17 protein-coding genes and 1 tRNA gene are annotated in these 21747 nt (G+C 72.0%); 11 read left to right on the forward strand and 7 right to left on the reverse strand.

Annotation, left to right across the window (positions count from 1 at the left end; genetic code table 11):
* Positions 1 to 37: 37 nt before the first annotated feature.
* From AMK10_RS19530 to AMK10_RS19540, 3 genes are all read right to left on the reverse strand, one after another.
* Positions 38 to 1891 (reverse strand): ATP-binding cassette domain-containing protein, encoded by a 1854-nt coding sequence (locus AMK10_RS19530; RefSeq protein WP_073749354.1) that lies wholly within the window; start codon positions 1889 to 1891, stop codon positions 38 to 40.
* A 373-nt stretch (positions 1892 to 2264) separates the two neighbouring features.
* Positions 2265 to 2822, reverse strand: a complete 558-nt coding sequence (locus AMK10_RS19535) for a uridine kinase family protein (protein ID WP_079180769.1) — start codon at positions 2820 to 2822, stop codon at positions 2265 to 2267.
* Positions 2823 to 2851: 29 nt separating this feature from the next.
* Positions 2852 to 3871: a LacI family DNA-binding transcriptional regulator gene (locus tag AMK10_RS19540; RefSeq protein WP_073749080.1), complete on the reverse strand. Its 1020-nt coding sequence runs from the start codon at positions 3869 to 3871 to the stop codon at positions 2852 to 2854.
* Positions 3872 to 4124: 253 nt separating this feature from the next.
* Here AMK10_RS19540 and AMK10_RS19545 point away from each other — a divergent pair, with 253 nt between their 5' ends.
* From AMK10_RS19545 to AMK10_RS19555, 3 genes are read left to right on the forward strand one after another with little or no spacing between them, the layout of a single operon-like run.
* A complete protein-coding gene (locus AMK10_RS19545; RefSeq protein ID WP_073749081.1) occupies positions 4125 to 5270 on the forward strand; it encodes a Gfo/Idh/MocA family protein in 1146 nt (381 codons plus the stop codon).
* Complete coding sequence (locus AMK10_RS19550; protein WP_198959725.1) at positions 5267 to 6301, forward strand: PmoA family protein; 1035 nt, start codon at positions 5267 to 5269, stop codon at positions 6299 to 6301. Before AMK10_RS19545 ends, AMK10_RS19550 begins: the two co-directional genes overlap by 4 nt.
* Positions 6298 to 7038 carry a cupin domain-containing protein gene (locus AMK10_RS19555; RefSeq protein WP_073749082.1) on the forward strand — a complete coding sequence of 247 codons (741 nt, stop codon included), beginning with the start codon at positions 6298 to 6300 and terminating at the stop codon, positions 7036 to 7038. The genes AMK10_RS19550 and AMK10_RS19555 overlap by 4 nt, the downstream gene beginning before the upstream one ends.
* Positions 7039 to 7082: 44 nt before the next feature.
* Here the strand turns inward: AMK10_RS19555 and AMK10_RS19560 are convergent, their stop codons facing one another.
* Positions 7083 to 8153 carry a LacI family DNA-binding transcriptional regulator gene (locus AMK10_RS19560; RefSeq protein WP_073749083.1) on the reverse strand — a complete coding sequence of 357 codons (1071 nt, stop codon included), beginning with the start codon at positions 8151 to 8153 and terminating at the stop codon, positions 7083 to 7085.
* A gap of 223 nt (positions 8154 to 8376) precedes the next feature.
* On the opposite strand from AMK10_RS19560, the gene AMK10_RS19565 reads away from it, so the two are divergent.
* From AMK10_RS19565 to AMK10_RS19590, 6 genes are all read left to right on the forward strand, one after another.
* On the forward strand, positions 8377 to 10386 hold the full coding sequence (locus AMK10_RS19565; RefSeq protein ID WP_073749084.1) for a beta-galactosidase: 2010 nt from the start codon (positions 8377 to 8379) through the stop codon (positions 10384 to 10386).
* A 719-nt stretch (positions 10387 to 11105) separates the two neighbouring features.
* Positions 11106 to 13040, forward strand: a complete 1935-nt coding sequence (locus tag AMK10_RS19570; RefSeq protein WP_073749085.1) for a sensor histidine kinase — start codon at positions 11106 to 11108, stop codon at positions 13038 to 13040.
* A 7-nt stretch (positions 13041 to 13047) separates the two neighbouring features.
* Entirely contained in the window at positions 13048 to 13482 is a 435-nt protein-coding gene (locus AMK10_RS19575; protein ID WP_073749086.1) for a roadblock/LC7 domain-containing protein, read from the forward strand.
* 2 nt (positions 13483 to 13484) lie between these two features.
* Positions 13485 to 13856, forward strand: a complete 372-nt coding sequence (locus AMK10_RS19580) for a DUF742 domain-containing protein (RefSeq protein WP_073749087.1) — start codon at positions 13485 to 13487, stop codon at positions 13854 to 13856.
* Positions 13834 to 14472, forward strand: coding sequence for a GTP-binding protein (locus AMK10_RS19585; protein WP_073749088.1), 639 nt, complete (start codon positions 13834 to 13836; stop codon positions 14470 to 14472). The genes AMK10_RS19580 and AMK10_RS19585 overlap by 23 nt, the downstream gene beginning before the upstream one ends.
* On the forward strand, positions 14469 to 15050 hold the full coding sequence (locus AMK10_RS19590; protein ID WP_073749089.1) for a GAF domain-containing protein: 582 nt from the start codon (positions 14469 to 14471) through the stop codon (positions 15048 to 15050). The genes AMK10_RS19585 and AMK10_RS19590 overlap by 4 nt, the downstream gene beginning before the upstream one ends.
* Before the next feature lie 23 nt (positions 15051 to 15073).
* Here AMK10_RS19590 and AMK10_RS19595 read toward each other — a convergent pair whose 3' ends face one another.
* Complete coding sequence (locus AMK10_RS19595; protein ID WP_073749090.1) at positions 15074 to 18109, reverse strand: ThuA domain-containing protein; 3036 nt, start codon at positions 18107 to 18109, stop codon at positions 15074 to 15076.
* A gap of 354 nt (positions 18110 to 18463) precedes the next feature.
* Here AMK10_RS19595 and AMK10_RS19600 point away from each other — a divergent pair, with 354 nt between their 5' ends.
* Both AMK10_RS19600 and AMK10_RS19605 read left to right on the forward strand, forming a co-directional pair.
* Positions 18464 to 18835 carry an MmcQ/YjbR family DNA-binding protein gene (locus AMK10_RS19600; RefSeq protein ID WP_073749091.1) on the forward strand — a complete coding sequence of 124 codons (372 nt, stop codon included), beginning with the start codon at positions 18464 to 18466 and terminating at the stop codon, positions 18833 to 18835.
* Between the two features lie 121 nt (positions 18836 to 18956).
* Positions 18957 to 19030, forward strand: a tRNA-Pro gene (locus AMK10_RS19605).
* 88 nt (positions 19031 to 19118) lie between these two features.
* Here AMK10_RS19605 and AMK10_RS38520 read toward each other — a convergent pair.
* Both AMK10_RS38520 and AMK10_RS19615 read right to left on the reverse strand, forming a co-directional pair.
* Positions 19119 to 19247: a hypothetical protein gene (locus tag AMK10_RS38520; RefSeq protein ID WP_274535346.1), complete on the reverse strand. Its 129-nt coding sequence runs from the start codon at positions 19245 to 19247 to the stop codon at positions 19119 to 19121.
* Between the two features lie 412 nt (positions 19248 to 19659).
* Complete coding sequence (locus AMK10_RS19615; protein ID WP_073749092.1) at positions 19660 to 21555, reverse strand: alkyl/aryl-sulfatase; 1896 nt, start codon at positions 21553 to 21555, stop codon at positions 19660 to 19662.
* Between the last annotated feature and the right edge of the window lie 192 nt (positions 21556 to 21747).

Consider the following 21747-nt stretch of genomic DNA (forward strand, 5'->3'; position numbering starts at 1 on the left):
CGGGGCACCGGACCCCTCCCGATGCAAACGAAAGGCCCTAGCGGTCCTTGGCCAGCGCGACGAGTTCGGCGAACAGGCCGCCTCCGTCGACGAGTTCCTCGTAGCCGCCCTGTTCGATCACGCGGCCCTCGCTCATGACGACGATGCGGTCGGCGAGGCGGGTGTTCTCCAGCTGGTGGGTGACGACGATGGTCATGCGCTCCGAGGCGATGCGCTTGATCTCCAGGAAGATCTGGTGCTCCCCGCGCGGGTCCATCTGCGACGTGGGCTCGTCCAGGATCAGCAGCGGTGTCCGCCTGTACAGCGCACGTCCGCACACGAGCCGTTGCCACTGGCCCCCGGACAGCTCGGCCCCGCCCCAGAGTTCCTTGGCCAGGAGGGTGTCGAGCCGTGCGGGCAGCTTCTCGACCGCCTCGCGCATGCCCACGGCGTCGATCGCCTCCCAGACCGGCCCGTCGTCATGCGTCCTGGGCTGCCCCAGGGTGATGTTCTCGCGCGTACGCAGCGGCCAGCAGGCGAAGTTCTGCGGGACCAGAGCCGTCCGCTTCCACACCGCGTCCGGGTCGGCGTCGGCGAGGTCGGTACCGTCCCACAGCACGCGGCCCTTGTCGGCGAGGAGGATGCCGGTGATGAGCTTGGCCAGGGTGGACTTGCCGGAGCCGTTCTCACCGACGATCGCCAGGATCTCGCCCCGCCGCAGGGTGAGCGAGACGCCGGCGACCGCCGGTTCGCTCTTGCCCGGGTAGCGGTAGACGACCTCGTCGAGCCGGATCTCGTCGACCCGGTCGGGGATGGTCAGCTCGCCACGAGCGGGTGCCCGTTCGCCGGCCATGTCGAGAAAGGTCCGCATGTCCGCGAGGTAGAGCGAGGTGTGGAACATCGCCGCCCCGTGGATGACGAACTGCGACAGCGCCGCCAGTGTGGTCTGCACGGCGACCACCGCGGTCGCGGCCACCGGGAGTGCGACACGCCCGGTGGTGGCCAGCCAGGCGAGCGTGGCCCAGGTGGCGAGCAGGAACACGCCGCCCAGGGCGCTCGTGGTCAGGACGATACGCAGCATGCGGGGCGCGGCGGTGAGGGTGCGCCGGTCGATCCGGTCGGAGAGGGCGCGGTACCAGTAGAGGAGGTAGCCGGTCATGCCGTTCGCGCGCACCTCGTCGCCGTACCGCGAGTAGGTGGCCCACCAGCGCATCATGGAACGCACGTTGCGGTCACCGACGTTGAGGTAGTGCGTCTCGTAGTCCACCCTCGCCGAGAGCACGGCGCCGGCGCCGGCGGGGAGCACGGCCAGCAGGAGAAGCGGCAGCATCATCCAGTGCAGGGCGGTGATGACACCGGTCGCCGCGATCATGCGGACCAGGGCGGCCAGGAAGCGCTGGGCGTCCTGCACCATCATCCGGGTCCTGGTGACGCCGACCTCGGCGGCCTCCTGCCGGTCGGCGAACCCGTCCTCTCCGTACGCGGACGACTCGACGCGGCACACCGCGGAGACCAGCGCGATGTCCGCCTCGGTCGTCAGCAGAGGAGTGATCCGCCCGTCGGCGTACGAGGAGAGGGCGCTGCCGACGCGGCCAACGCCGGCGGCCGCGGTCACCGCGATCAGGGCGGGCAGCGCCTCATGCAGGCGTTCGGAAACAGGGCCGGAGCCCAGCAGGTGCGCCATGGCCCGCGCGGTGAACGCGAGGACCACGGCCGCCGCGGCGCCGGTGAGGAGCTGGCAGACCACCAGCAGCACGGCCCCGGTCCTGTCGACCTCCCAGGCCCTTCGGGCGGTGTGCCCGATGACGGCCGGCAGACGCATGCACAGGGCCCCGAAACTGGCCTCGGCCAGGGGGTTCTTGCCGTGCTTGCCCTCGAAGGTGATGGCGGCCGGTGGCGGAGGGGGAGGCATCTCCGCGCTTGCGGCCGAGGTGTCGGTCACAGTCACCCTGCATCTCTCCTTGGGTCGGTGCCGCACCGGATCGGCTCGGCAGTGCCCGGCATAACGACGGCCCCGGGGAATCGAACGCGCTCGATTCCGGACGGGCTGGAGCCCTTGAGCGGCACGGTGCCGAGTGGATGGCCGCGGTGCTGAGGCCGCCGTCGGACCGCGAGGAATGGCCGAATCGCCGGTGTCCGAAACGCATGGGGCGAACGGGGTCAAAGGGGCGGCTGCGAGCGGTGTGGGACGAGGTGTTCCGGTGACGCTCCGGTTCCCCGCCGGTGCTGGTCCGGTACTGCTCCGCAGACGCGGCGGCGAGGGTGACGGAGGCGCGCGGGCGCCGTCAGAGTCCCAGCATCGCGACGATCTGCCCCACGAGTTCACCGCTCGGACGGGTGCCGTCCACGACCAGCCCGGCCGTGCTCCGCAGCGGTTCGACATGGCGGTCGTGGGCATCACGGCCGTGAGCGAGGTAGCCCCGGAGGCTGATCTCGGGGTCCACACCTTCGCCGGCCTTGCGGAGCAGCTTGCGCGCGAGACGCAGGTCGGCCGGGGTGTCGACGTACACACTCCAGCGCGCCACGGAGGCCAGGGCGGGCAGCAGCGCGAACGTGCCCTCGATCAGGAGCAGGCGCGTGTCCTCTCCGGCACCCGCGTCGAGTGCGTCCCGCACCCTGTCCCAGTCCAGGGAGAGGGGGTCGCTGAAGTCGATGACGAAGCCGTCGCCCTCGACCGCCGCGACGACCGGCGCGAGTTCGGGGCTGGTGTGGAAGCAGTGGTCCAGATGCACGATCCGGGTGCCGGGCAGGGCGCGGGCGATCCCGTTCGCCAGGGTGGTCTTTCCCGATCCGGCGCCCCCTGAGACGGCCAGCACCGGTACGGGCGGGGCGGACAGGAACACGTCTCCTCCTCGCGCGCGCCCGGCCGGGGTCACCGGACCGTCGGGCGGGCGGCCGCGGTGGACCCCCGCCAGAACACCCTGGTCACCGGGCCGGCCGGTTCCGTCACCTCCGTGCCGCGCAGGACGGAGACCAGCCGGTTCAAGGCCCGTCGGCCCAGCGCCTCGTAGTCCATGTCCACCGTCGTCAGGGTGGGCGGGAGCCAGGCGGCGACGGGGTTGTTGTCCCAGCCGGTGACGCTGAGGTCCTCAGGTACCCGCCACCCGCGCTCGATCGCGCCGCGGACGGCGCCCGCGGCGAGCAGGTCGTTGGCGGCGATGACCGCCGTGACGTCGGTGCCTGAGGGCAGGCCGAGGACGGCCTGCCGCGCGGACTCGGGGGACCAGTCGGCGCCCGCGACCCCGGCCGAGCGCAGGCCGAGGCGGTCGATCGTCTCCAGATAGACCTGCTCGCGCCCACGGGCGGAGGCGTGGGTGCGGTCGCCCGCCACGTGCAGGAAGCACCGGTGGCCGTCCTCTGCGAGCCTCTCGATGAGCTCGGCCACCGGCGACGCGTCGGCCAGCGCCCCCAGTGCCCGCATCTCGCTGTCGTAGTCGGCGGCCACGACGACGGGAACCGCCGGAGCGCTGGACGCACCGGTGTCCGGGAGCAACGGTGTGAAGGACAGCAGTCCTTCGAACTGGCGCGAGTCCGCCAGCTCGTTGACGCGTTCCGACCGGGGTCCCGCCGTGCGGTCGAGTGTCACGACCTCCAGGTGGTAGCCGGACGCGTGCGCCGCCGTCGTCGCGCCGCCCAGCATGCGCAGCGAGCTGGCGGCCGACCCGGCGGGCAGGAGCGCGGCCAGGCGTCCCGTCCTGTGGGTGCGCATGGCCCGCGCGGTGAGGTTCGGCCGGTAGCCGAGCTCCTCGATGGCCGCGCCGATCCGCTCGCGGGTGCCGGTCTTCATCCCGGCGCCGCCGAACCGGATGTAGCGCGACACGGTCTGGTGGGAGACGCCCGCGGCCTGGGCGACCTCGCGGATCGTCGGCCGTCGCCGGCTCTCGGCTCCCATGGGCACAGGCCGACCTCCTCATCCCGGTGCCAGGACGGAACCGGCTGTTGTGATCGTTCGCGATCGTAGCCCACGGCCGGATCGCACTCGGGCGGCCGGTCCTGCCCCACCGTCCCGGGTCTTCCGTGAGAACGGCCTCTTGACGGACAGAAAGTGAACGTTCACCATCGTGGTGAACGTTCACTGAATCCGCATCCCGTCGCCTTGGCAACACCCGAGAGCATGGCCCCCGGGCCACACCCGAGAGGAAACCGTGAACAACCCCAGCCCCTCCGAGCCGCATCCCGGTGCGAAGCCCCTACGGCGTCATCTCGTCGTCGGAACCGGCTCCATCGCCCACGCCCACGCCGCCGCCGTCACGGCCCATGCGGGGCGCGCGGCCGTCGTCACCGCCATCGACATCGATGCCCGCCGGGCCGAGGACTTCGCGGCCGGGCACGGCATCGCACACTGGAGCACCGACCTCGCCGAGGCGCTCGTGGCGCGGCCCGACCTGGCCCATGTCTGCACCCCGCCCGGCTCCCACGTGCCGCTGGCGCTCCAGTGCGTCGAGGCCGGGGTGCCGGTCCTGCTGGAGAAGCCGCCGGCCCTCAGCCTCGCCGAGATCGACAGGCTCCTGGAAGCCTCCGAGGTCAACGGCGTGGAGGTCGCCGTCGTCTTCCAGCACCGCTTCGGCGCATCGGGGCTGAAGGTCCGTCAACTCCTGCAGGAGGGCGCCCTGGGGCGTCCGCTGGTCGCCGTGTGCGACACCCTCTGGTACCGGCCCCCGGAGTACTTCGCCGTGCCGTGGCGCGGCAAGTGGGATGTCGAGGGCGGGGGGCCGACCATGGGCCACGGCATCCACCAGTTCGACCTGCTCCTCGCGCTCATGGGCGGCTGGACCGAGGTCAGTGCCATGGCCGCGCGCCTGTCCCGGGAGACCGCCACCGAGGACGTCTCCACGGCTCTGGTGCGCTTCGACAACGGCGCACTGGCCACCCTCGTCAACTCGCTGCTGTCGCCGCGCGAGACCTCGCTCCTGCGGATCGACACGGAACGGGCGACCGTGGAGGTCGAGCACGTCTACGGCTACGCCAAGGAGGACTGGAGGATCACACCCGCTCCGGGACACGAGTCGGTGGGCGACAGCCTGGCAGCGGTCACCGGCGGGGGGCGGAGCTGCCACCAGGACCAGATGGGTGCCGTCCTTGACGCGCTGGACACCGGGAGCCCCTTGCCGGTCCCGCTGCGCGAGGCCCGGGACACTCTGGAACTCGTCGCGGCGGTCTACGCGTCGGCGTTCACCGGAAGGACCGTACGCAAGGGCGAGATAGGCCCCGGTCATCCCTTCTACACCCGCATGGACGGAACCGGGGCCCCGTGGTCCGGCAACCTCGCTACGGAAGGCGCCTCCCTGTGATCCGCGACGACACCCGCACCGCGCACGAGCCCCGTACCGCCCGCAACGGCGTCACGACACACAACACCGGCGCGGCACACACCACCGGACTGCACGCCCTCCACGACGTCGGCCGGGCGGTCACCGTCACCCGCGACGGCGCACCGCTGCTCACCTATGTCTACGCCCCGGACGACATCCAACTGGAGTCGCCCAGGCCGTACTTCCATCCCGTGCACACCCTCGGTGGCGATCTCGTCACGACGTTCAGGCCCTGGGACCACGTCTGGCACAAGGGGATCACCTGGTCCCTGCCGAACCTGGGCGACCACAACTTCTGGGGCGGGCCGACCTACGTCCACGGCAGGAACTACGTACAGCTCGACAACAACGGCTCGATGGACCACGAGGAGCTCACCGGCCTGGACGTCACCCGGGCATCCGTGAGCCTGGCGCACCAACTCACCTGGCGCGCACAGCCGGAGCCCGGTGAACCCCTGGGCCGCGACATCGTCACGGAGGAGCGCCGCTGGTCGGTGATCGTCCCCGGGACCGAGGACGCCTGGGTGCTCACCTTCTCCTCCGCCATGACCAACGTCAGCGAGGGACGGCTCGACATCGGCTCGCCGACGACGAAGGGCCGCGAGAACGCGGGATACGGAGGGTTGTTCTGGCGCGGCCCGCGCTCCTTCACCGGGGGCACCGTCCTGGCCCCGGGCATGGCCGGAGGCGAGGAGGTGCGCGGAACCCGCGCGGAATGGATGGGCTTCAGCGGGCAGCACGACGGCCCGGGCGGCGCGTCCACCATCGTCATGGTCGACGACACCGCCAACCCCCAGCACCCGCCGCAGTGGTTCATGCGGACCGAGGCGTTCGGATGCGCCAACCCGGCGCCGTTCTTCAGCGAGGAGGTGCCGTTCGCCCCGGGGCAGACGCTCGCCTTCCGCTACGCCGTCGTGATCGCCGACGGCGCGGGCGACCCCGACCGCGCCCGGCTGCTCGCCGGGCTGGGCAGGGACGCGCTGTCCCGGGACGCGCAGGGGGAGCGATGAGCGGGAGGCCGCCCTTTCCGGGAGCCACCTCCATCAGCCGGCTCACCGTCTACGACTGGCCCGCCCCTGACGGCGCGGGCCTGGTGGGGAGCGGTACGCCGCACCTCCACACCGCCTCGTCCGAGGGCTACGTGGTCATCGGCGGCGAGGGAGCCGTGCAGACACTCGGCAAGGACGGTTACGCCGAGCACCGGCTGTTCCCGGGCGTGACCGTGTGGTTCACCCCAGGAGTGGTCCACCGGCTGGTCAACGACGGTGACCTCGACATCCTCGTGGTGATGTCGAACGCCGGCCTGCCCGAGGCGGGCGACGCCGTGCTGACCTTCCCGGACGAGGTGCTCGCCGACCCGGCGGCGTACCGCGCCGCGGCGGCGCTCCCCGACCAGTCGCAGTCGGCCCCAGACGACCCCCAGGTGGCCGAAGCCGCGCGCCGCCGCCGCGATCTCGCCCTCACGGGTTACGCGAAGCTGCGGGAGCGCGTGGACGCCGAAGGGGGCGCCGGACTGGCAGGCATGCACGCCGCCGCGGGCCGCCTGGTCGCCGACCGGGTGCCCGCCTGGCAGGCGATCGTACGGTCGGGTGTCGAGCGGAGTACGGCCGACACGGTCTCCGCGCTCGCGGCACTGGCCACGGGCGGAGCCGGGCACCTCGCGGGCGCCGCGGTCGCGGCCCAGGAGGAACGGCACGGGCCCGCGCGCTACGGCATGTGCGGACGCCTGCGGACCTGGCCGGTGTGACCGACGGCAGGCACAGGCCGAAGGCGGCTCCGACCGCCGACAGCTCAGGCCGGCGGGCCGGCGCCCTCCGGCCGGTGGGTGGCCGGCCCGGCGGTGCTGCTCCGTACGGTCAGCCGGGGGGCGACGCCCGTGTACGCGGCGGGCGGCCCGCCCTCGATCTCCTGCACCAGTGCGTCCACGGCGGTCCGGCCGATGGCGGCGAAGTCCTGGTGGACGGTGGTCAGGGGCGGGATGAAGTTCCTGGCCTCGGGCATGTCGTCGAACCCGGCGACGCTCACGTCCGCCGGGATGCGCAGGCCCGCCTCCGTCAGCGCGCGCAGCACCCCCAGCGCCATCTGGTCGTTGGCGGCGAAGACGGCTGTCACTCCCGGCTCGGCGGCGAGTCGCCGGCCCGCGGCGTAGCCCGAGTCCGCGTACCAGTCGCCGTGCAGCACCTCGGGCACCCGCCGCCCGTGGGCCCGCAAGGTCTCACGCCAGCCCCGCAGGCGCAGACCGGCGGAGTCGGAGTCGCGCGGCCCCGCGACGTGCCAGACGGTCTCGTGGCCGAGTCCGAGCAGGTGCTCGGTCGCCAGACGGGCGCCCGCCAGCTGGTCGGTGTCCACGACGGGGGAGTGGCGGGCGACCCGCGAGTCCACGGTCACCACCGGGACGCCCCGGCGGAGTCGGGCCTCGGCGCCGCCGGTCAGACGGGACTCGATCAGCACGATGACCCCGTCGACGGCCTGCTCGCCCAGCCGGTCGAGGGCCACGCTCACATCCGCGTGGGTGGGGTGTTCCAGGGGCATCAGTGTGATCGTGTACCGCCGCTCGGTGGCCGCCGCGGCGACGGCCTCCAGGGTCCGCAGGTTCCCGTACGACGTGAGGGTGAAGACGATGACTCCGATGCTGCGGAACTGCCCCGATCTCAGCGCCCTGGCCGCGCTGTTGGGGCGGTAGCCCAGTTCCCGCATCGCCTCCAGCACGCGCTCCCGGGTGGCGGCCCCCACATTGCTGCGGCCGTTGGCGACGCGGGACACGGTCTGGCCGGAGACCCCGGCGCGCCGTGCCACGTCGTCGATGGACGCCTCGCGTCTCCGCTGCCGCGCCTGCCCGGAATCCGCTCGCGCGCTGTCCATGGCCTCCTCCGGGCGTCCGGGCCGAGGACTCGGCCGGTGATCCCGCCAGGGTAGGCGAGCGGTCGCCATGCCCCCGAACGGAGACCTTCCCGCACGGATGTTGACGTCAACACAGGGGCCTGCCTAGGCTCCTGTGTGACGTCTTGAAACGTTACAAGACCGCCACGTCGCACACCTCGTTCACCGGTAGGGCATCCAGATGCCCGCAGAAGGACGGACCAGCATGCCCACCGAAAGCCTCTGGCCCCTGAACGTCCCCGGAATCGCGTACGGGGGTGACTACAACCCCGAGCAGTGGCCCCTGGACGTCCAGCTGGAGGACGTGGAGCTGATGCGGGAGGCCGGTGTCGGCCTCCTCAGCGTCGCCATCTTCTCGTGGGCCCAACTGGAGCCCCGTGAAGGCGAGTTCGACTTCGAATGGCTCGACGCGGTGCTGGACAGGCTGCACGCGGCGGGCATCCGCGTCGCCCTGGCCACCGCCACCGCTTCACCGCCGCCGTGGCTGACACGCAAGCACCCCGAGATCCTGCCCGAACGCCCCGACGGCACCGTCCTGAACCAGGGTTCCCGGCAGTCGTACGCGGTCTCCTCGCCGCTGTTCCGCGACTACGCCCTGCGGATGACCCGCCGGATGGCCGAGCGCTACCGCGAGCACCCCGCGCTGGCCCTGTGGCACGTCGACAACGAGCTCGGCTGCCATGTGCCGCACGACTGCTCCGAGGCCGCCGCCGCGGCGTTCCGCCGGTGGCTGGAGAGCCGCTACGGCACGATCGACGCCCTCAACACCGCATGGGGCACCGCCTTCTGGTCCCAGCGCTACGACTGCTTCGAGGAGATCCTCCCGCCGAGGGCCGCCCCCACCTTCGTCAACCCGACCCAGCAGCTCGACTTCGCCCGGTACTCCTCCGACGAACATCTCGCGCACTACAGGGCCCTGCGCGATGTGCTGCGCGAGGTCACCCCGCACGTGCCGACGACGACGAACTTCATGATGACCACATCGAACAAGTGGGTCGACTACTTCTCCTGGTCGTCCGACATGGACGTGGTGGCCAACGACCACTATCTGATCTCCCGCGACCCCGAGGCCCACATCGGGCTCGCCTTCAGTGCCGACCTCAGCCGCGGAGTGGCGGGAGGCGCGCCGTGGATGCTGATGGAGCACTCGACCTCCGCCGTCAACTGGCAGCCCCGCAACGGCGCCAAGCGCGCCGGCGAGATGCTGCGCAACTCCCTCTCCCATGTGGCGCGCGGCGCCGACGCCGTGATGTTCTTCCAGTGGCGGCAGTCCGTCGCCGGGGCCGAGAAGTACCACTCCGCCATGGTCCCGCACGCGGGCCGGGACTCCGACGTGTGGCGCAACACCGTGGAACTGGGCCGGATCCTGCGCGCCCTGGCACCGGTGAAGGGCAGCCGCGTCCGGGCGGAGGTCGCGCTCGTCGTCGACTACCCCTCCTGGTGGAGCGCCGAGGCGGAGGGCCGCCCCACGGACGCCCTGGACTACATGGCGGAGGCCACGCGCTGGTACCGCGCCCTGTGGCTCCGCGGTGTCGCCGTCGACATCGTCTCCGCGGGCACGGACACGGCCGGCTACCGCGCCGTGGTCGTCCCCACCCTCCACACCGTCACCGACCGGGACGCGGCACGCATCGCCGAGGCCGCCCACGCGGGCGCGAGCGTGCTCATCACCTTCCTCAGCGGGATCGTGGACGAACACGACCACGTCAGGCTCGGCGGCTACCCGGGTGCGTTCCGTGACCTCCTCGGCGTACGCACCGAGGAGTTCCACCCGCTCCAGGAGGACGAGGTGCTCACCCTGGACGACGGCACCCGCGCCGACCTCTGGAGCGAGAAGACCCACCTCGCGGGGGCGAAGACCGTGCGCGCGTGGGCCGACGGCCACCTCGCCGGACTGCCCGCCGTCACCCACAACAGCGTCGGACGGGGCAGTGCCTGGTACGTCGCCACCCGTCCCGACGAGGAAGGGGTCGCGGGCATCGTCGACGCCCTCCTCGCCGAGGCCGGGGTGAGCCCGGTCGCCGCCGGTCTCCCCGAGGGCGTCGAGGCCGTGCGGCGGTACGCCGACGACGGCTCCAGCTTCCTCTTCGTCATCAACCACACCGACCACGACGCCGAGGTGTCCGCCGCAGGACACGAACTCCTGCGCGGCGAGGACGTCGCGGGCCGGGTCACCGTGCCCGCGCGGGAGTCCGTGGTCGTCCACGAACGCTGACGCGCGTGTCCCCGGCGGGCTCCCGCCGGGGACACGCGCGGTGTCCCCGGCGGACTCCTGCCGGGTCCGACGTGCGTGCTGCCCAAGGCCTTCCGTGCCGTCCGACGCTCGCACTCCCGCCGGGCACGTCCCGAACCCCGTACGGCTGCACCGTGCGCGACGCCGCGACGGGCGAGGTCCTCCTCGGGCGGATACACCGGCGTCGGCACCGGACGCGGGACGATCGGTGGCATCGGCCCGACCGTCTTGGACTCGAAGTCTGGTCCAACGCCGTGGAAGGCACCGGCGGCGATCCCGTCGGGCGCAGCAGACCCGTCCACAACCAGCCCAGCTGTCCGAGCGTCCACCTGGCGTCGGACACCGGCTTCTCCCGGATGCCCGTTCCGCGGCTCGACCGCTCCCTCGCGAGCCCGGTGCGTCCGTCCCCCACAGCTCCCGGAATCGTTCGGGAGAGCGATTCCCGGGCTTCCGTGCGGAGTTGGGTGCGGAGGTATTCGGCTGCCCGTGCGAGGTGTCATACCAGAGCGGGACGCCTGGCGGGCAACTTCGACAACTGCACGCCGGGCGTGGACGATTGACGACTACCGTGTGTTGCCGGTGATCAACGGTGGGCTCATATCGGTCGAGCCTGCCCCAGCCGTTGACCCGGGCCTGACCGACCACCGTAGGTGTCACCACACGAATGCCGATTCCTGGTGCCCCACGTACCGAGGACGATGATGTCTCAACTTCGCGCACCCACCGCGCGACCCGAACGCCGCGAAGGCGGACGGCACGGCCGTCCGGGCGGCCGTTCACACTCGGCCCCGAGCCGGCCGCGCGCGACGCAGCCCGCTCCCGACGCCCGTCTGCGGCCACAGCTGCTGCGCACCGCCCTCCTGCCGACCGTGGCCGCCGTGCTCAGCGGGGCGGCTGCCGTCATCTTCACCATCCGGTCCTCCGGCGTACGCCCGTCCGGCAGCCTCCTGGCGGCGCTCGGCGGATCCGGGGCGCTCGCCGTGGCGGCGGTGGCGGCGGCCTTCCTCGGCGCGAGCCGGGTGGCAGGCGGTGTGCACGACCGCTGCCTCGCGCTCCGGCGCACCTGCGCCCAGTACCACGCCGAGCTGCAGCGCGTCGTGGAACAGCTCCGCGACGGCGAACCGGTGCCGGAACGCCGCCCCACACCCGGTGCCGCGCCCGGCGCCGACGCCTTCGACCTGCTGGCCCACGAGATGGGCCGCGCACAGGACGACGCGGTGGCGGCCGTCGTCCAGGCGTCCCAGCTGTTCCAGGGCAACGGCAACGAACAGAAGGTCGAGGTCTTCGTCAACCTCGCCCGGCGGCTCCAGTCCCTCGTGCACCGCGAGATCCAGATCCTCGACGAGCTGGAGCACGAGGTCGAGGACCCCGACCTGCTCAAGGGCCTCTTCCACGTCGACCATCTCGCCACCCGCATCCGCAGGCACGCCGAGAACCTCGCCGTCCTCGGCGGCGCCGTCTCCCGCAGGCAGTGGAGCAACCCCGTCACCATGACGGAGGTGCTGCGCTCCGCGATCGCGGAGGTCGAACAGTACCCGCGGGTCAAGCTCGTGCCGCCCATCGACGGCACCCTGCGCGGGCACGCCGTCGCCGACGTGATCCACCTCCTCGCCGAACTCGTCGAGAACGCAACGGTGTTCTCCGCGCCGCACACCCAGGTCCTGCTGCGCGCCCAGCGCGTGACCGCCGGGCTCGCCCTGGAGGTCGAGGACCGTGGGCTCGGCATGCCGGGACCCGAGCAGAAGCGGATGAACACGCTGCTCGCCGACCCCGACCAGGTCAATGTCGCCCATCTGCTCCAGGACGGCCGGATCGGTCTGTTCGTCGTCGCCTCACTGGCCCGGCGGCACGGCATCGCCGTACGGCTCCAGAGCAACATCTACGGAGGCACGCAGGCGGTCCTCGTCCTGCCCGAGGTCCTCCTCGGCATCGACATCGATGCCACGGCGGAGCCCGGTGCGGCGCCGGTGCCTTCCCCCGGAGCCGTGCACCGCCCGCCCGCACAGGAGGATGCCCCGGCCTCCTCCGCGCAGGTCCCGCCCCAGCTGGACCAGCCGCCCCGGCAGGCCCGGCGTGCCGAGGAGGGGCCGCCGCTGCCGCTGCGCGCCGAGCGGGTGGACCGCCCCAACCTCGCCGCGTCCCCGCCGGTCGCCCGGACGGCCGCTCCTGCCCCCTCGGCCGCGCCGGTCCCGCCGGCGCCGGACCCGGGCACTCCCGCCGAGGCGTCGTCCATCGCCGCGGACGGTGCCGTGGGGCGGCCTCAACTCCCCAGGCGCAGCAACCAGGAGCATCTGGTTCCGCAGCTGAGGGAGGCCCCCGTCCCGCGTGCCGAGGACGAGAACGCCCTGCACGACCCGGGGCTGATGGCGGCCTTCCGGCGGGGTGTCGGCCTCGCCGAGGCACAGACGGCCGAGGAGCCCGGACCGGTCGCCGCCTACGGAGCACCGGCCGCCGTGCCCGCCGAAGGGCCGGGCCTGACCGCGGCCGTCGGTGCGCAGCGGTCCCACGGCCTCGCCCCCCTGCCGTTCCGCGGCGCCACCACCGCGACTCCCGGCGCGGAGCGACCGGACCCGGGCCACCCGGGACCTCGGCACTCCGAACCGGATCCACGTACCGAGAACATGTTCAAGGAGTAGATGAACCATGACGAGCGAAATGCCGTCCGGCCAGGTCTCGGACCTCGACTGGCTGCTGAGCGGACTGGTCCAACGCGTTCCCTACACCCGTAGCGCGGTACTCCTCTCGGCGGACGGCCTGGTGAAGTCGGTCCACGGCATGGACGCCGACAGCGCCGACCACATGGCCGCCCTGGCCGCCGGCCTCTACTCGCTCGGCCGGAGCGCCGGTGCCCGCTTCGGCGACAACGGCGATGTGCGGCAGGTCGTGGTGGAGCTCGACTCCACGCTCCTGTTCGTCTCGACCGCCGGAGCCGGCACCTGTCTCGCCGTCCTCGCGGGCCGCGAGGCGGACGCCGCCGTCCTGGGCTACGAGATGGCCATGCTGGTCAAGAGCGTGCGCCCCTATCTGATGACGCCGCTCCGGCAGCCGGCCGGAGCACCGTTCACCCCGGGGCTGTGAGGATGCCGGCCCCGCAGGACGGGCCGTTGCTCGACGACGCGGCCGGCCGGCTCATCCGCCCGTACACCGTGAGCAACGGCCGGACGAGGCCGACCACCGTGCTCGATCTGCTCTCCCTGGTCATGGCCACGGGCCGGGGTCTCCAGGCCCATCTGGGGCCCGAGCACACCGTGGCCCTCGAACTCTGCGACGGCCCCACGTCCGTCGCGGAGGTCGCCGCCCATCTCCGGCTCCCCGCGGTCATCACCAAGGTCCTCCTGTCGGACCTGGTCGACTGCGGGGCGGTCACCGCGCACGCCCCCGCATTCCATGACATGCCCACCGACCGATCCCTGCTGGAGGCAGTGCTCGATGGTCTACGACGACAGCTCTGACAGCTCGCGCGGCTCTCACGGCTCCGGAAGCTCCGAGTACTTTCCCGTCGCGCTCAAAGTCCTGGTGGCAGGCGGGTTCGGCGTCGGCAAGACCACCTTCGTGGGTGCCGTCAGTGAGATCGCGCCGCTCAGCACCGAGGAGCTCCTGACACAGGTCAGCGCGGCGACCGACAGCCTCGAAGGCATCGAGTCCAAGACGGCGACCACCGTCGCCATGGACTTCGGCCGGATCACCCTCTCCGAGCAGCACGTGCTGTACCTCTTCGGCACACCGGGGCAGGAGAGGTTCTGGTTCATGTGGGACGAGCTGTCCAAGGGTGCCCTCGGAGCGGTGGTGCTGGCGGACACGCGGCGGCTGGCCGAATGCTTCGCGGCCGTCGACTTCTTCGAACGGCGCGGCATCGGATTCATCGTCGCCGTCAACGAGTTCGACGGTGCCTACCGCTACGAACCGGAGGAGGTGAGGGCGGCGCTCGACCTCGGACCCGAGGTGCCGGTCGTGCTCTGCGACGCCCGGATCGCCAGTTCGGGCACCGGCGCACTGGTCACGCTGGTCCAGCACCTCATCAACGCGACCGCCCCCGTCCCGCTTTCGGGCTTCGGGGCCCATTCGTGACTCCGTACGGGAGCCTCCGGCCGCTGCTCACGCCCGCCGACCAGGACGGTTCCCGCCGGAGCGCGCGGCTGCGCAGGCTCGGTCTCGGGGAGCGCGCGGACGCCTCGTTCGACAGCTTCGACGCCTTCGCCGACAGGGTGGCCGAAGTGACCGCGAGCCCGTTCTCGATGGTCAACTTCATCGACGAGAACCGGCAGTTCTTCGCCGGGCTGCACACCCCGTCCGGTACCGCCAAGGGGGCCGACCTGTCCGCCGCCGCCGCGGGCAGCGGCGGCCGCAGACGCCACATGGCCCGGGACCACGGCTACTGCCCGCACGTCCTGGAGAGGCGCAAGGCTCTCGTGCTGGAGGACGTCTGCGACTACCCGAGGTTCGCGGGCAATCCCGTGGTCGACGACATAGGCATCCGCTCCTACCTCGGGGCACCGCTCATCGACCGTACGGGTCTTGCGCTCGGCACGGTCTGTGCGGTGGACACCGTGCCGCGGCCCTGGGGCAGGCCGGGGCTCGACGTCATCAAGCTGCTGGCCAGGGAGATCGTGGCGCAGATCGAGCGCAGGGAACTGTTCCGGCCCTGACGCCCGCGGCTGCCCGGGGGCCCTCAGCCCGTACGCGGTCCCTCGAAGCGCAGCCAGTCCACCGCGAACAGATCCGGGGTCTCACTGCTCCAACGGGGGTTGGTGAACACCATGTAGAGCTGGGTCCCGCCCCCACCGCGCCCCAGGAGGGCCGCCCGTGTGACGGCCTCGCCCGCCTCCCGTTTCCCCGCGCCGGGGAGTGACAGCGAACCGAGCAGCGGGCCGGTCGGGGACCCCGATCTGAACTCCACGCTGCCGCCGAGCCCGCACGGGGTCGCGCCGACCGTCACCGACCGGACCCCTCGCAGATCGACGGGGTCGAAGGCGATCCAGTCACCGTCCTCGATCTCCGTCAGCGATCTGCCGCCCGAAGCACCCGGACGGTTCCCGGCCACGGCCCCGCCGTGTACGCCCCCGGTCGAGGTGAACCGCTCGGCCTCCTGGAACGCCGCGCGCAGGGTGAGCGAGGCCGATCCGGTGAGCTCGGGGGCACCGGGCGCTCCCTCGTCCGTGTACCGCACCGTGATCCGATGGGTGCCGGACCCGGAGTCCGTACCTGCCCCGGGCCTGGAGTCCGTGCCGGCCTCCGTGACGATCGAGCCCCGGCAGCCGGACGCCCCTTCCAGGGGGAACAGGCGTGTGGGTACGCCGAGTTGGGAGCGCACGAGCAGCCGTGAGCAGTCGATGCGGGTGTTCCCTCCGGCCCCGTCCTCCTCGTCCCGCACGTCCACGGTGAAGTCGACGCGGTCGCCGAAGCGGAACAGCCCTCCGTCCGGCCGGTGGACGGAGACCCGGGGCCGGGTGTTGCCGACGGCGATCTCCCGTCCGGCCGTCGCGGTCGTGCCACCGGGCTCCGTCACGGTGAGGCGCGCCGTGAACAGCCCTGGAGTGCGGTAGGTGTACGTAGGGCTCGCCTCCGCCGAGTCGGTGTCGCCGTCGCCGTCGAAGTCCCAGGCGTACGTCACCGGTACGTCGGCGGGAACGCCGGAGCCCCTGCCCGTGAAAGCCACGGTGAGCGGTGCCTTGCCGTTGTCCTGGTCGGCGGTGAGGTCCGCTCCCGGCAGCCGGCCGTCACCGACGTGGTCGATACGGAAGACCCCCGCGCCCTCGCTGCCGCCGTCGCTGCCCGTGCCGCCGCCGAGCCCCGAGTCGATGACGTAGAGGGCGCCGTCGGGACCGAAGACGGCGGCGGTCGGACGAACCCACTCCATCTCCTCGAACACGCCGTTCACCGACTGGAGTTCACCCGAAGCGACCGGTGCGAGCTCCGGGGCGGAGAACGTCTGGTCCGACCGCTGGAAGGAGAGCGTCTGGAAGCGCCGCGCGCTCCGGTCGTAGGTCAGCCACTTCCCGGCGAAGTACTCGGGGAACTTGGTGCGGTAGAGGTTGCTCCTGTCGTAGATGTAGACGGGACCGGCCATCGCCCCGCCGACGGCATCCCGGTCCGTGGTGCCCGGCGCGCCGCCCGCCCGGGGGGCGCACGCCGGCTCCCCGGAGACGCCGCCCGTGCAGTACGGCCTCCCGGCCCGCCCCGCCTCGGTGATCCTGGAGTACCCCACCGCGCCGCCCGCCCCGTCGTCGGCGATCAGCAGCGCGCCGGTCCCCGGCTCGACGGTGACGCGGTACGGGTTCCGCATGCCCATGACGTAGATCTCCGGTGCGGTCCCCTCGGTGCCCGGGGCGAAGAGATTGCCCTCCGGCACGGTGTAGGTGCCGTCGTCCTGCGGGGTGATCCGCAGGACCGCGCCGCGCAGGTCGTTCGCGGCGGCCGAGTCGGAGGAGAGCGTGGTGTCGCCCGTTGCGGCGTAAAGATGACCGGCCGCGTCGAAGGCGAGCGAGCCGGAGGACGAGGAGTCGCCGCTCGTCGCGGACCTGCGGCCCGGAAGGGCGAGCATGCGCTTCTCCGATGCCGGATCGACCGTGCTGCCGTGGACGGTGAAGCGGGAGAGGAGCAGCCGCTCGCCCGTCGCGTCGGAGCGCAGCAGATAGAGCCTGCCGTTCTCCTCGAAGCCGGGATCGAGGGCCAGGGCGGTCAGCCCGTCCGAGCGTGCGGCCGTCTCCGGTGTGTAGGCCAGGTCGAGTGCTGTGGAGACCCGCATCGTCCGCTGGTCGACGACCTTCAGTTCGCCGGTGCGCTGGGCGACGAACACCCGGCGGTCGGGGGCGACGGCGGCATCGACCGGCTCGGTCAGCCCCCCGGTCACCAACGGCGTCCGCTGGAAGGAGCCGGCCCGTGTCGCGGTGCAGTCGCCCTCTTTCGCACCCGCCGCCCACGCGATTCCGCCCAGCAGATGGGCGAGGAAGGCCTCCTCCCGGAAGTCCGACGGGGCGGAGCCGCCCGCAGTGAACCAGGAGCGCCCGCCGTCGTAGTTCTGGCACCAGGACCAGGGGTGGTCGACGCCCTCGTCCAGCCCGGTGATGCCGTCGCGCACCCTGACCTGGGCGAGGGTGTGCACGGTGGCGGTCGGATTGGTGCGCCAGTTCGGCCACCGCTCCGTGCGTTCCCAGAGATCGGGAAGGGCGACGGTGGAGGGATGTGCGTGGTCCAGGACCTTGACCCTGCCCGGCTGCACCGCCGTGCTCCGGTCGAGCACGGCGCCGACCAGCCCCTCGTACCAGTCCCAGTCACCCATGCCGGCGGACGTGTCGTGCAGCCCGACCCAGCCGCCGCCCGCCCGGATGTACCTCCGCAGGGCGGCGCGCTCGTTCCCGTCGAGCGTGCCGTCCCGTGTGGACGCGGTGTTGTTGAAGACGACCGCGCCGAACCCCGCCAGGTCGATGTCGTTGAAGACGCCCGGATCGTCCGTCGTCTGGACCTCGAATCCGTTCTCGGCACCGAGAGCCCTGACCGCCGCGATTCCGGCAGGGACCGGGTCCGGCGACGCGTGCGCGGCCCCGGAGAACACGAGGACGCGGTAGTCCGCCTCCGGCTCCCTCGGAAGCGCGGCGCCGGCCACCGAGCAGACGATCAGCGACAGGAGCGCGACGAGGGTGATGAGGGCGATCGACGCCGGGGAGAAGGCCTGGGGCGTGGAGCTGCGTAACGGACTGCTGCTCATGAGGGCGCTCCCGGTGCGGGGTGGGGGCCGGGCATGGGGGTAGAAAGCGCTTTCTGATGTGCGTGGTTCAGAGTAGGTTCACGACATGTCCGGGTCAATGGTGCGTGGGAGCCGGGCGTCGGTGCCCGCGGGCCGGGGTGTCCGTACGTGTGCGGGGGCCGGGGCGTTTGTGCGCGTGCGAGGACCGGGGCGTCCGTAGGCATGCCCGGCACCACGGCGGATCCACGCGTCGGCGCACATGCGGGCGCCACCCCCGGCTACGGTCGGGGGACCCGCGCCCCTGGGCGGCGTCGGAGGGACCGCACCCCCCGGCTGTGGCCGAGGGGCCGCATCCCCCTGGACGGGAGACCGTGCATGGCCACCACCGCCGATGACGTCCGTACGATCGCGCTGTCCCTGCCCGACGCCACCGAAAAGCTCGCCTGGGGCAGTCCCACCTTCCGGGTGGCAGGGAAGATCTTCGCCGCGCTGGGGGACGACGACTCGACGATGGGTGTGAAGTGCCCCGTCGAGGACCGCGCCGAGCTGATCGCCGCCGAGCCGGAGAAGTTCTTCCTGCGCGCGGGGCACGACGACGGCTACGCCTGGCTGCGGGTGCGGCTGGCCGCCCTCGACGACACGGCGGAGCTGACCGCGGTGCTCACCGACTCATGGCGTCAGGCGGCGCCGCGCAGGCTCCTCGCGGCCCACCCCGAGCTGGCCGCACCGCCCGCCGGGGACGGCTGAGAGGCCCGCGTCCGAGGGGTCGAGCCGGGGCTCCCGGCAATGGGTTCGTGAGCACCCGTTCAAGTGCGGTATTGTTCTCATGCGCGTTCGGCCAGGGCGAAAGCCCAGGTCAGACGGACAGCGGGACGTGGCGCAGCTTGGTAGCGCACTTGACTGGGGGTCAAGGGGTCGCAGGTTCAAATCCTGTCGTCCCGACTCGAGAGAGTCGCAGGTCAGGGCCTGTTTCGGAGAAATCCGGGACAGGCCCTGACTCGTTCTCGGGGGCCGGCCTCCTCGACCGGCGTCAGCGGGTCATGACGACCCGGCCCGGCAGGGAGCGCGGTGCGCGGAGCACGCCGAGGCGAGTGGAGAGTGCTGTGCCGGCTGCCGTGATCTCGTGTGCGTCCGGATGCAGGCAGTGCTGCGTGGTCATCGGTGATCCGTGGCCGGCGATCATGCGAAGGACGTGTATCCGGACCCCGCTGTGTTGCCGAGAGCCCCAGGGCACTTCATCACCGTGAAGGTCACCGACGGCCGGCTGGACAGCGCGTTCAAGGCGGTCACCGGCACGACGCTGGTCAATTCGGTCCGGGTGACGCGGCGCCCTGATCTGACGAGCTGATCCGGCACGTCCGCAGGCACGGACGGGGCCCGTCCCGGACCCTTCCGGGGCGGGCCCTGCCGCATCGGCCAGGGCCGTTGCCGCGCGTCGTGGGCTCGTCCCGGAAGGGCAGGGGAGGGAGCCCGGCCGGCGCTTTTGCCCGGGCCCGTCCATCCGTCCGTCGAGCACCTCCGCGAGTCCAGGCAGGCTGCCCGTGCCCAAGGGGCCGCCGTGACCCCTCGGATCAGGGAGTGACCACGGCGAAGTCCGGGTCCGGAGCACCGAGGTGGCCGAGGAGTTCGGTGATCTTCGCCGCGTCGCCGGTGATGGTGGCGCGTCCCGGGAGCTCCGACGGGGGGAGGCTGCCCAGCAGGACGGCCCGCAGAGTGGCTTCGTCCAGAGCCACCTCGACATCCGGGGAGGCGGCGGCCGGTCCGGTACCGGCGAGGTGGGTGAGCACGCCGTTGTGCAGCCGCAGGGTGACGGGCGCCCCGCCCGTCACGTTCCAGCGCACCGTGATGTCCGCGTCCCAGCTGCGGGGGCCGTCGACCCGGATCGACAGTGCGTCGAAGAGCTGGTCCAGCGACAGCGTGCGGAGGAAGTCCTCGGACGCGGTGGTGGTCGGCGACCCGACCGGGCCCCGCCGAAGCTCCAGAGCGCCCGTCAGGTAGAAGTTGCGCCAGGTGCCGTTCTCGCTGCCGTACCCCAGTTGCTCCAGCGCGTCCGCCTGGAGAGCGACGCCCTCCGCATGCGTCGGGTCCGCGAAGACGACGTGGTTCACGACCTGCGCGACCCAACGGAAATCGCCTTCGGCGAACGCCTCACGCGCCCGGCGCACCACCTCGTCGGCACCGCCCATGAAGTCCACGTACCGCTTCGACGCCTCTACGGGCGGGTGCTCCCACAGATGGGCCGGGTTTCCGTCGAACCATCCCATGTACCGCTGGTAGACGGCCTTGGTGTTGTGACTGACCGAACCGTAGTAGCCGTGGGTGTGCCAGGCCCGCTCCAGAGCCGGAGGCATCTCCATCGCCTCGGCGATCTCCAGGGCCGTCATGCCCTGGTTGATCATCCGCAGCGTCTGGTCGTGCAGGTAGGCGTACAGGTCGCGCTGTTCGGCGAGGAAGACCTGTGCCTTCTCCCGTCCCCACACGGGCCAGTGGTGGGAGGCGAAGGCCACGTCGGTGGAGTCGCCGAACAGGGTGAGCGCCTCGGTCAGATGGACGGCCCAGACCCGCGGGTCGCGGACCTCCGCACCCCGGAGGGTCAGCAGGTTGTGCAGGTTGTGGGTCGCGTTCTCGGCGAGGCACAGAGCCGAGTGGTCGGGGAAATGGATGTTCAGCTCGGAGGGGGCCTCGGTTCCGGGGGTGAGCTGGAAGACCATACGGATGCCGTCGACGGTCTCCGTCTGCCCGGTACGGATGATGTCGAGCGTCGGCGGGATCAAGCCGACCGACCCCGTCGAGGTCGTCTGCCCCAGACCCGCGCCGATCTGCCCCTGCGGGCCCTTCGGCAGGGCGGCCCCGTACATGTAGGCGGCGCGGCGTGCCATCGCCGTGCCCGCGTACACGTTCTCGCTGACCGCGTGCTCCAGGAAGCCCTCCGGCGCGATCACGGGCACGCCCGCAGCGACCTCCTCGGCGGTGACCACGCCCTTCACCCCACCGAAATGGTCGACATGGCTGTGCGTGTAGAGCACGGCGGTGACCGGACGGTCGCCGCGATGGCTGCGGTAGAGCGCGAGGGCCGCGGCGGCGGTCTCGGAGGAGATCAGCGGGTCGATCACCAGGACGCCGCGCTCGCCCTCGACGACCGTCATGTTCGACAGATCGAATCCGCGGATCTGGTAGATGCCCTCCACGACCTCGAACAGTCCGTGGTCGGCGACCAGCCGGCTCTGCCGCCACAGGCTCGGATTCGCGGTGGAAGGGCAGTCCTGGGCCAGGAACCCGTAGGCGTCCAGATCCCATACGGTCGTACCGTCGGCCGTACTGATCTCGCTGCTCTCCGCCGTTCCCATGAACCCGCGACGGGCGTCGTCCATGTCCTGGGTGTCATCGAACGGGAACCGGTTCAGAACCTCCTCGTTGGCCCGACTGATCGAAGGCTGGGCAGGCTTGGACTGGGTGTCCCCGGACATGGTGCGCTCCCTCGCGGCAGAACGGAGGCAGCCCGTCGGCGGCCCCGTCCGCCAGCCTTGCCGCAGAGTCACTCCGCTGCCAGCAGGGCTGATCCGAACGGATCACACGCGGGAAGGGGCGGCGGCGGGACGGATGTGGGCAGAGAAGGACGGGCCCCTCCCCCTCGGCCGGGCACATGAGGAGAGGCGGCC

The sequence above is a fragment of the Streptomyces sp. CB02058 genome, assembly GCF_001905505.1.
Lineage (GTDB): Bacteria > Actinomycetota > Actinomycetes > Streptomycetales > Streptomycetaceae > Streptomyces.

Excerpts from the sequence above, each read along its gene's own strand:
- AMK10_RS19530 (WP_073749354.1), bottom strand. The coding sequence starts at position 1,891 with ATGCCTCCCCCTCCGCCACCGGCCGCCATCACCTTCGAGGGCAAGCAC.
- AMK10_RS19540 (WP_073749080.1), bottom strand. The coding sequence starts at position 3,871 with ATGGGAGCCGAGAGCCGGCGACGGCCGACGATCCGCGAGGTCGCCCAG.
- AMK10_RS19555 (WP_073749082.1), top strand. The coding sequence starts at position 6,298 with ATGAGCGGGAGGCCGCCCTTTCCGGGAGCCACCTCCATCAGCCGGCTC.
- AMK10_RS19560 (WP_073749083.1), bottom strand. The coding sequence starts at position 8,153 with ATGGACAGCGCGCGAGCGGATTCCGGGCAGGCGCGGCAGCGGAGACGC.
- AMK10_RS19565 (WP_073749084.1), top strand. The coding sequence starts at position 8,377 with ATGCCCACCGAAAGCCTCTGGCCCCTGAACGTCCCCGGAATCGCGTAC.
- AMK10_RS19570 (WP_073749085.1), top strand. The coding sequence starts at position 11,106 with ATGTCTCAACTTCGCGCACCCACCGCGCGACCCGAACGCCGCGAAGGC.
- AMK10_RS19575 (WP_073749086.1), top strand. The coding sequence starts at position 13,048 with ATGACGAGCGAAATGCCGTCCGGCCAGGTCTCGGACCTCGACTGGCTG.
- AMK10_RS19580 (WP_073749087.1), top strand. The coding sequence starts at position 13,485 with ATGCCGGCCCCGCAGGACGGGCCGTTGCTCGACGACGCGGCCGGCCGG.
- AMK10_RS19585 (WP_073749088.1), top strand. The coding sequence starts at position 13,834 with ATGGTCTACGACGACAGCTCTGACAGCTCGCGCGGCTCTCACGGCTCC.
- AMK10_RS19595 (WP_073749090.1), bottom strand. The coding sequence starts at position 18,109 with ATGAGCAGCAGTCCGTTACGCAGCTCCACGCCCCAGGCCTTCTCCCCG.
- AMK10_RS19600 (WP_073749091.1), top strand. The coding sequence starts at position 18,464 with ATGGCCACCACCGCCGATGACGTCCGTACGATCGCGCTGTCCCTGCCC.
- AMK10_RS38520 (WP_274535346.1), bottom strand. The coding sequence starts at position 19,247 with ATGACCACGCAGCACTGCCTGCATCCGGACGCACACGAGATCACGGCA.
- AMK10_RS19615 (WP_073749092.1), bottom strand. The coding sequence starts at position 21,555 with ATGTCCGGGGACACCCAGTCCAAGCCTGCCCAGCCTTCGATCAGTCGG.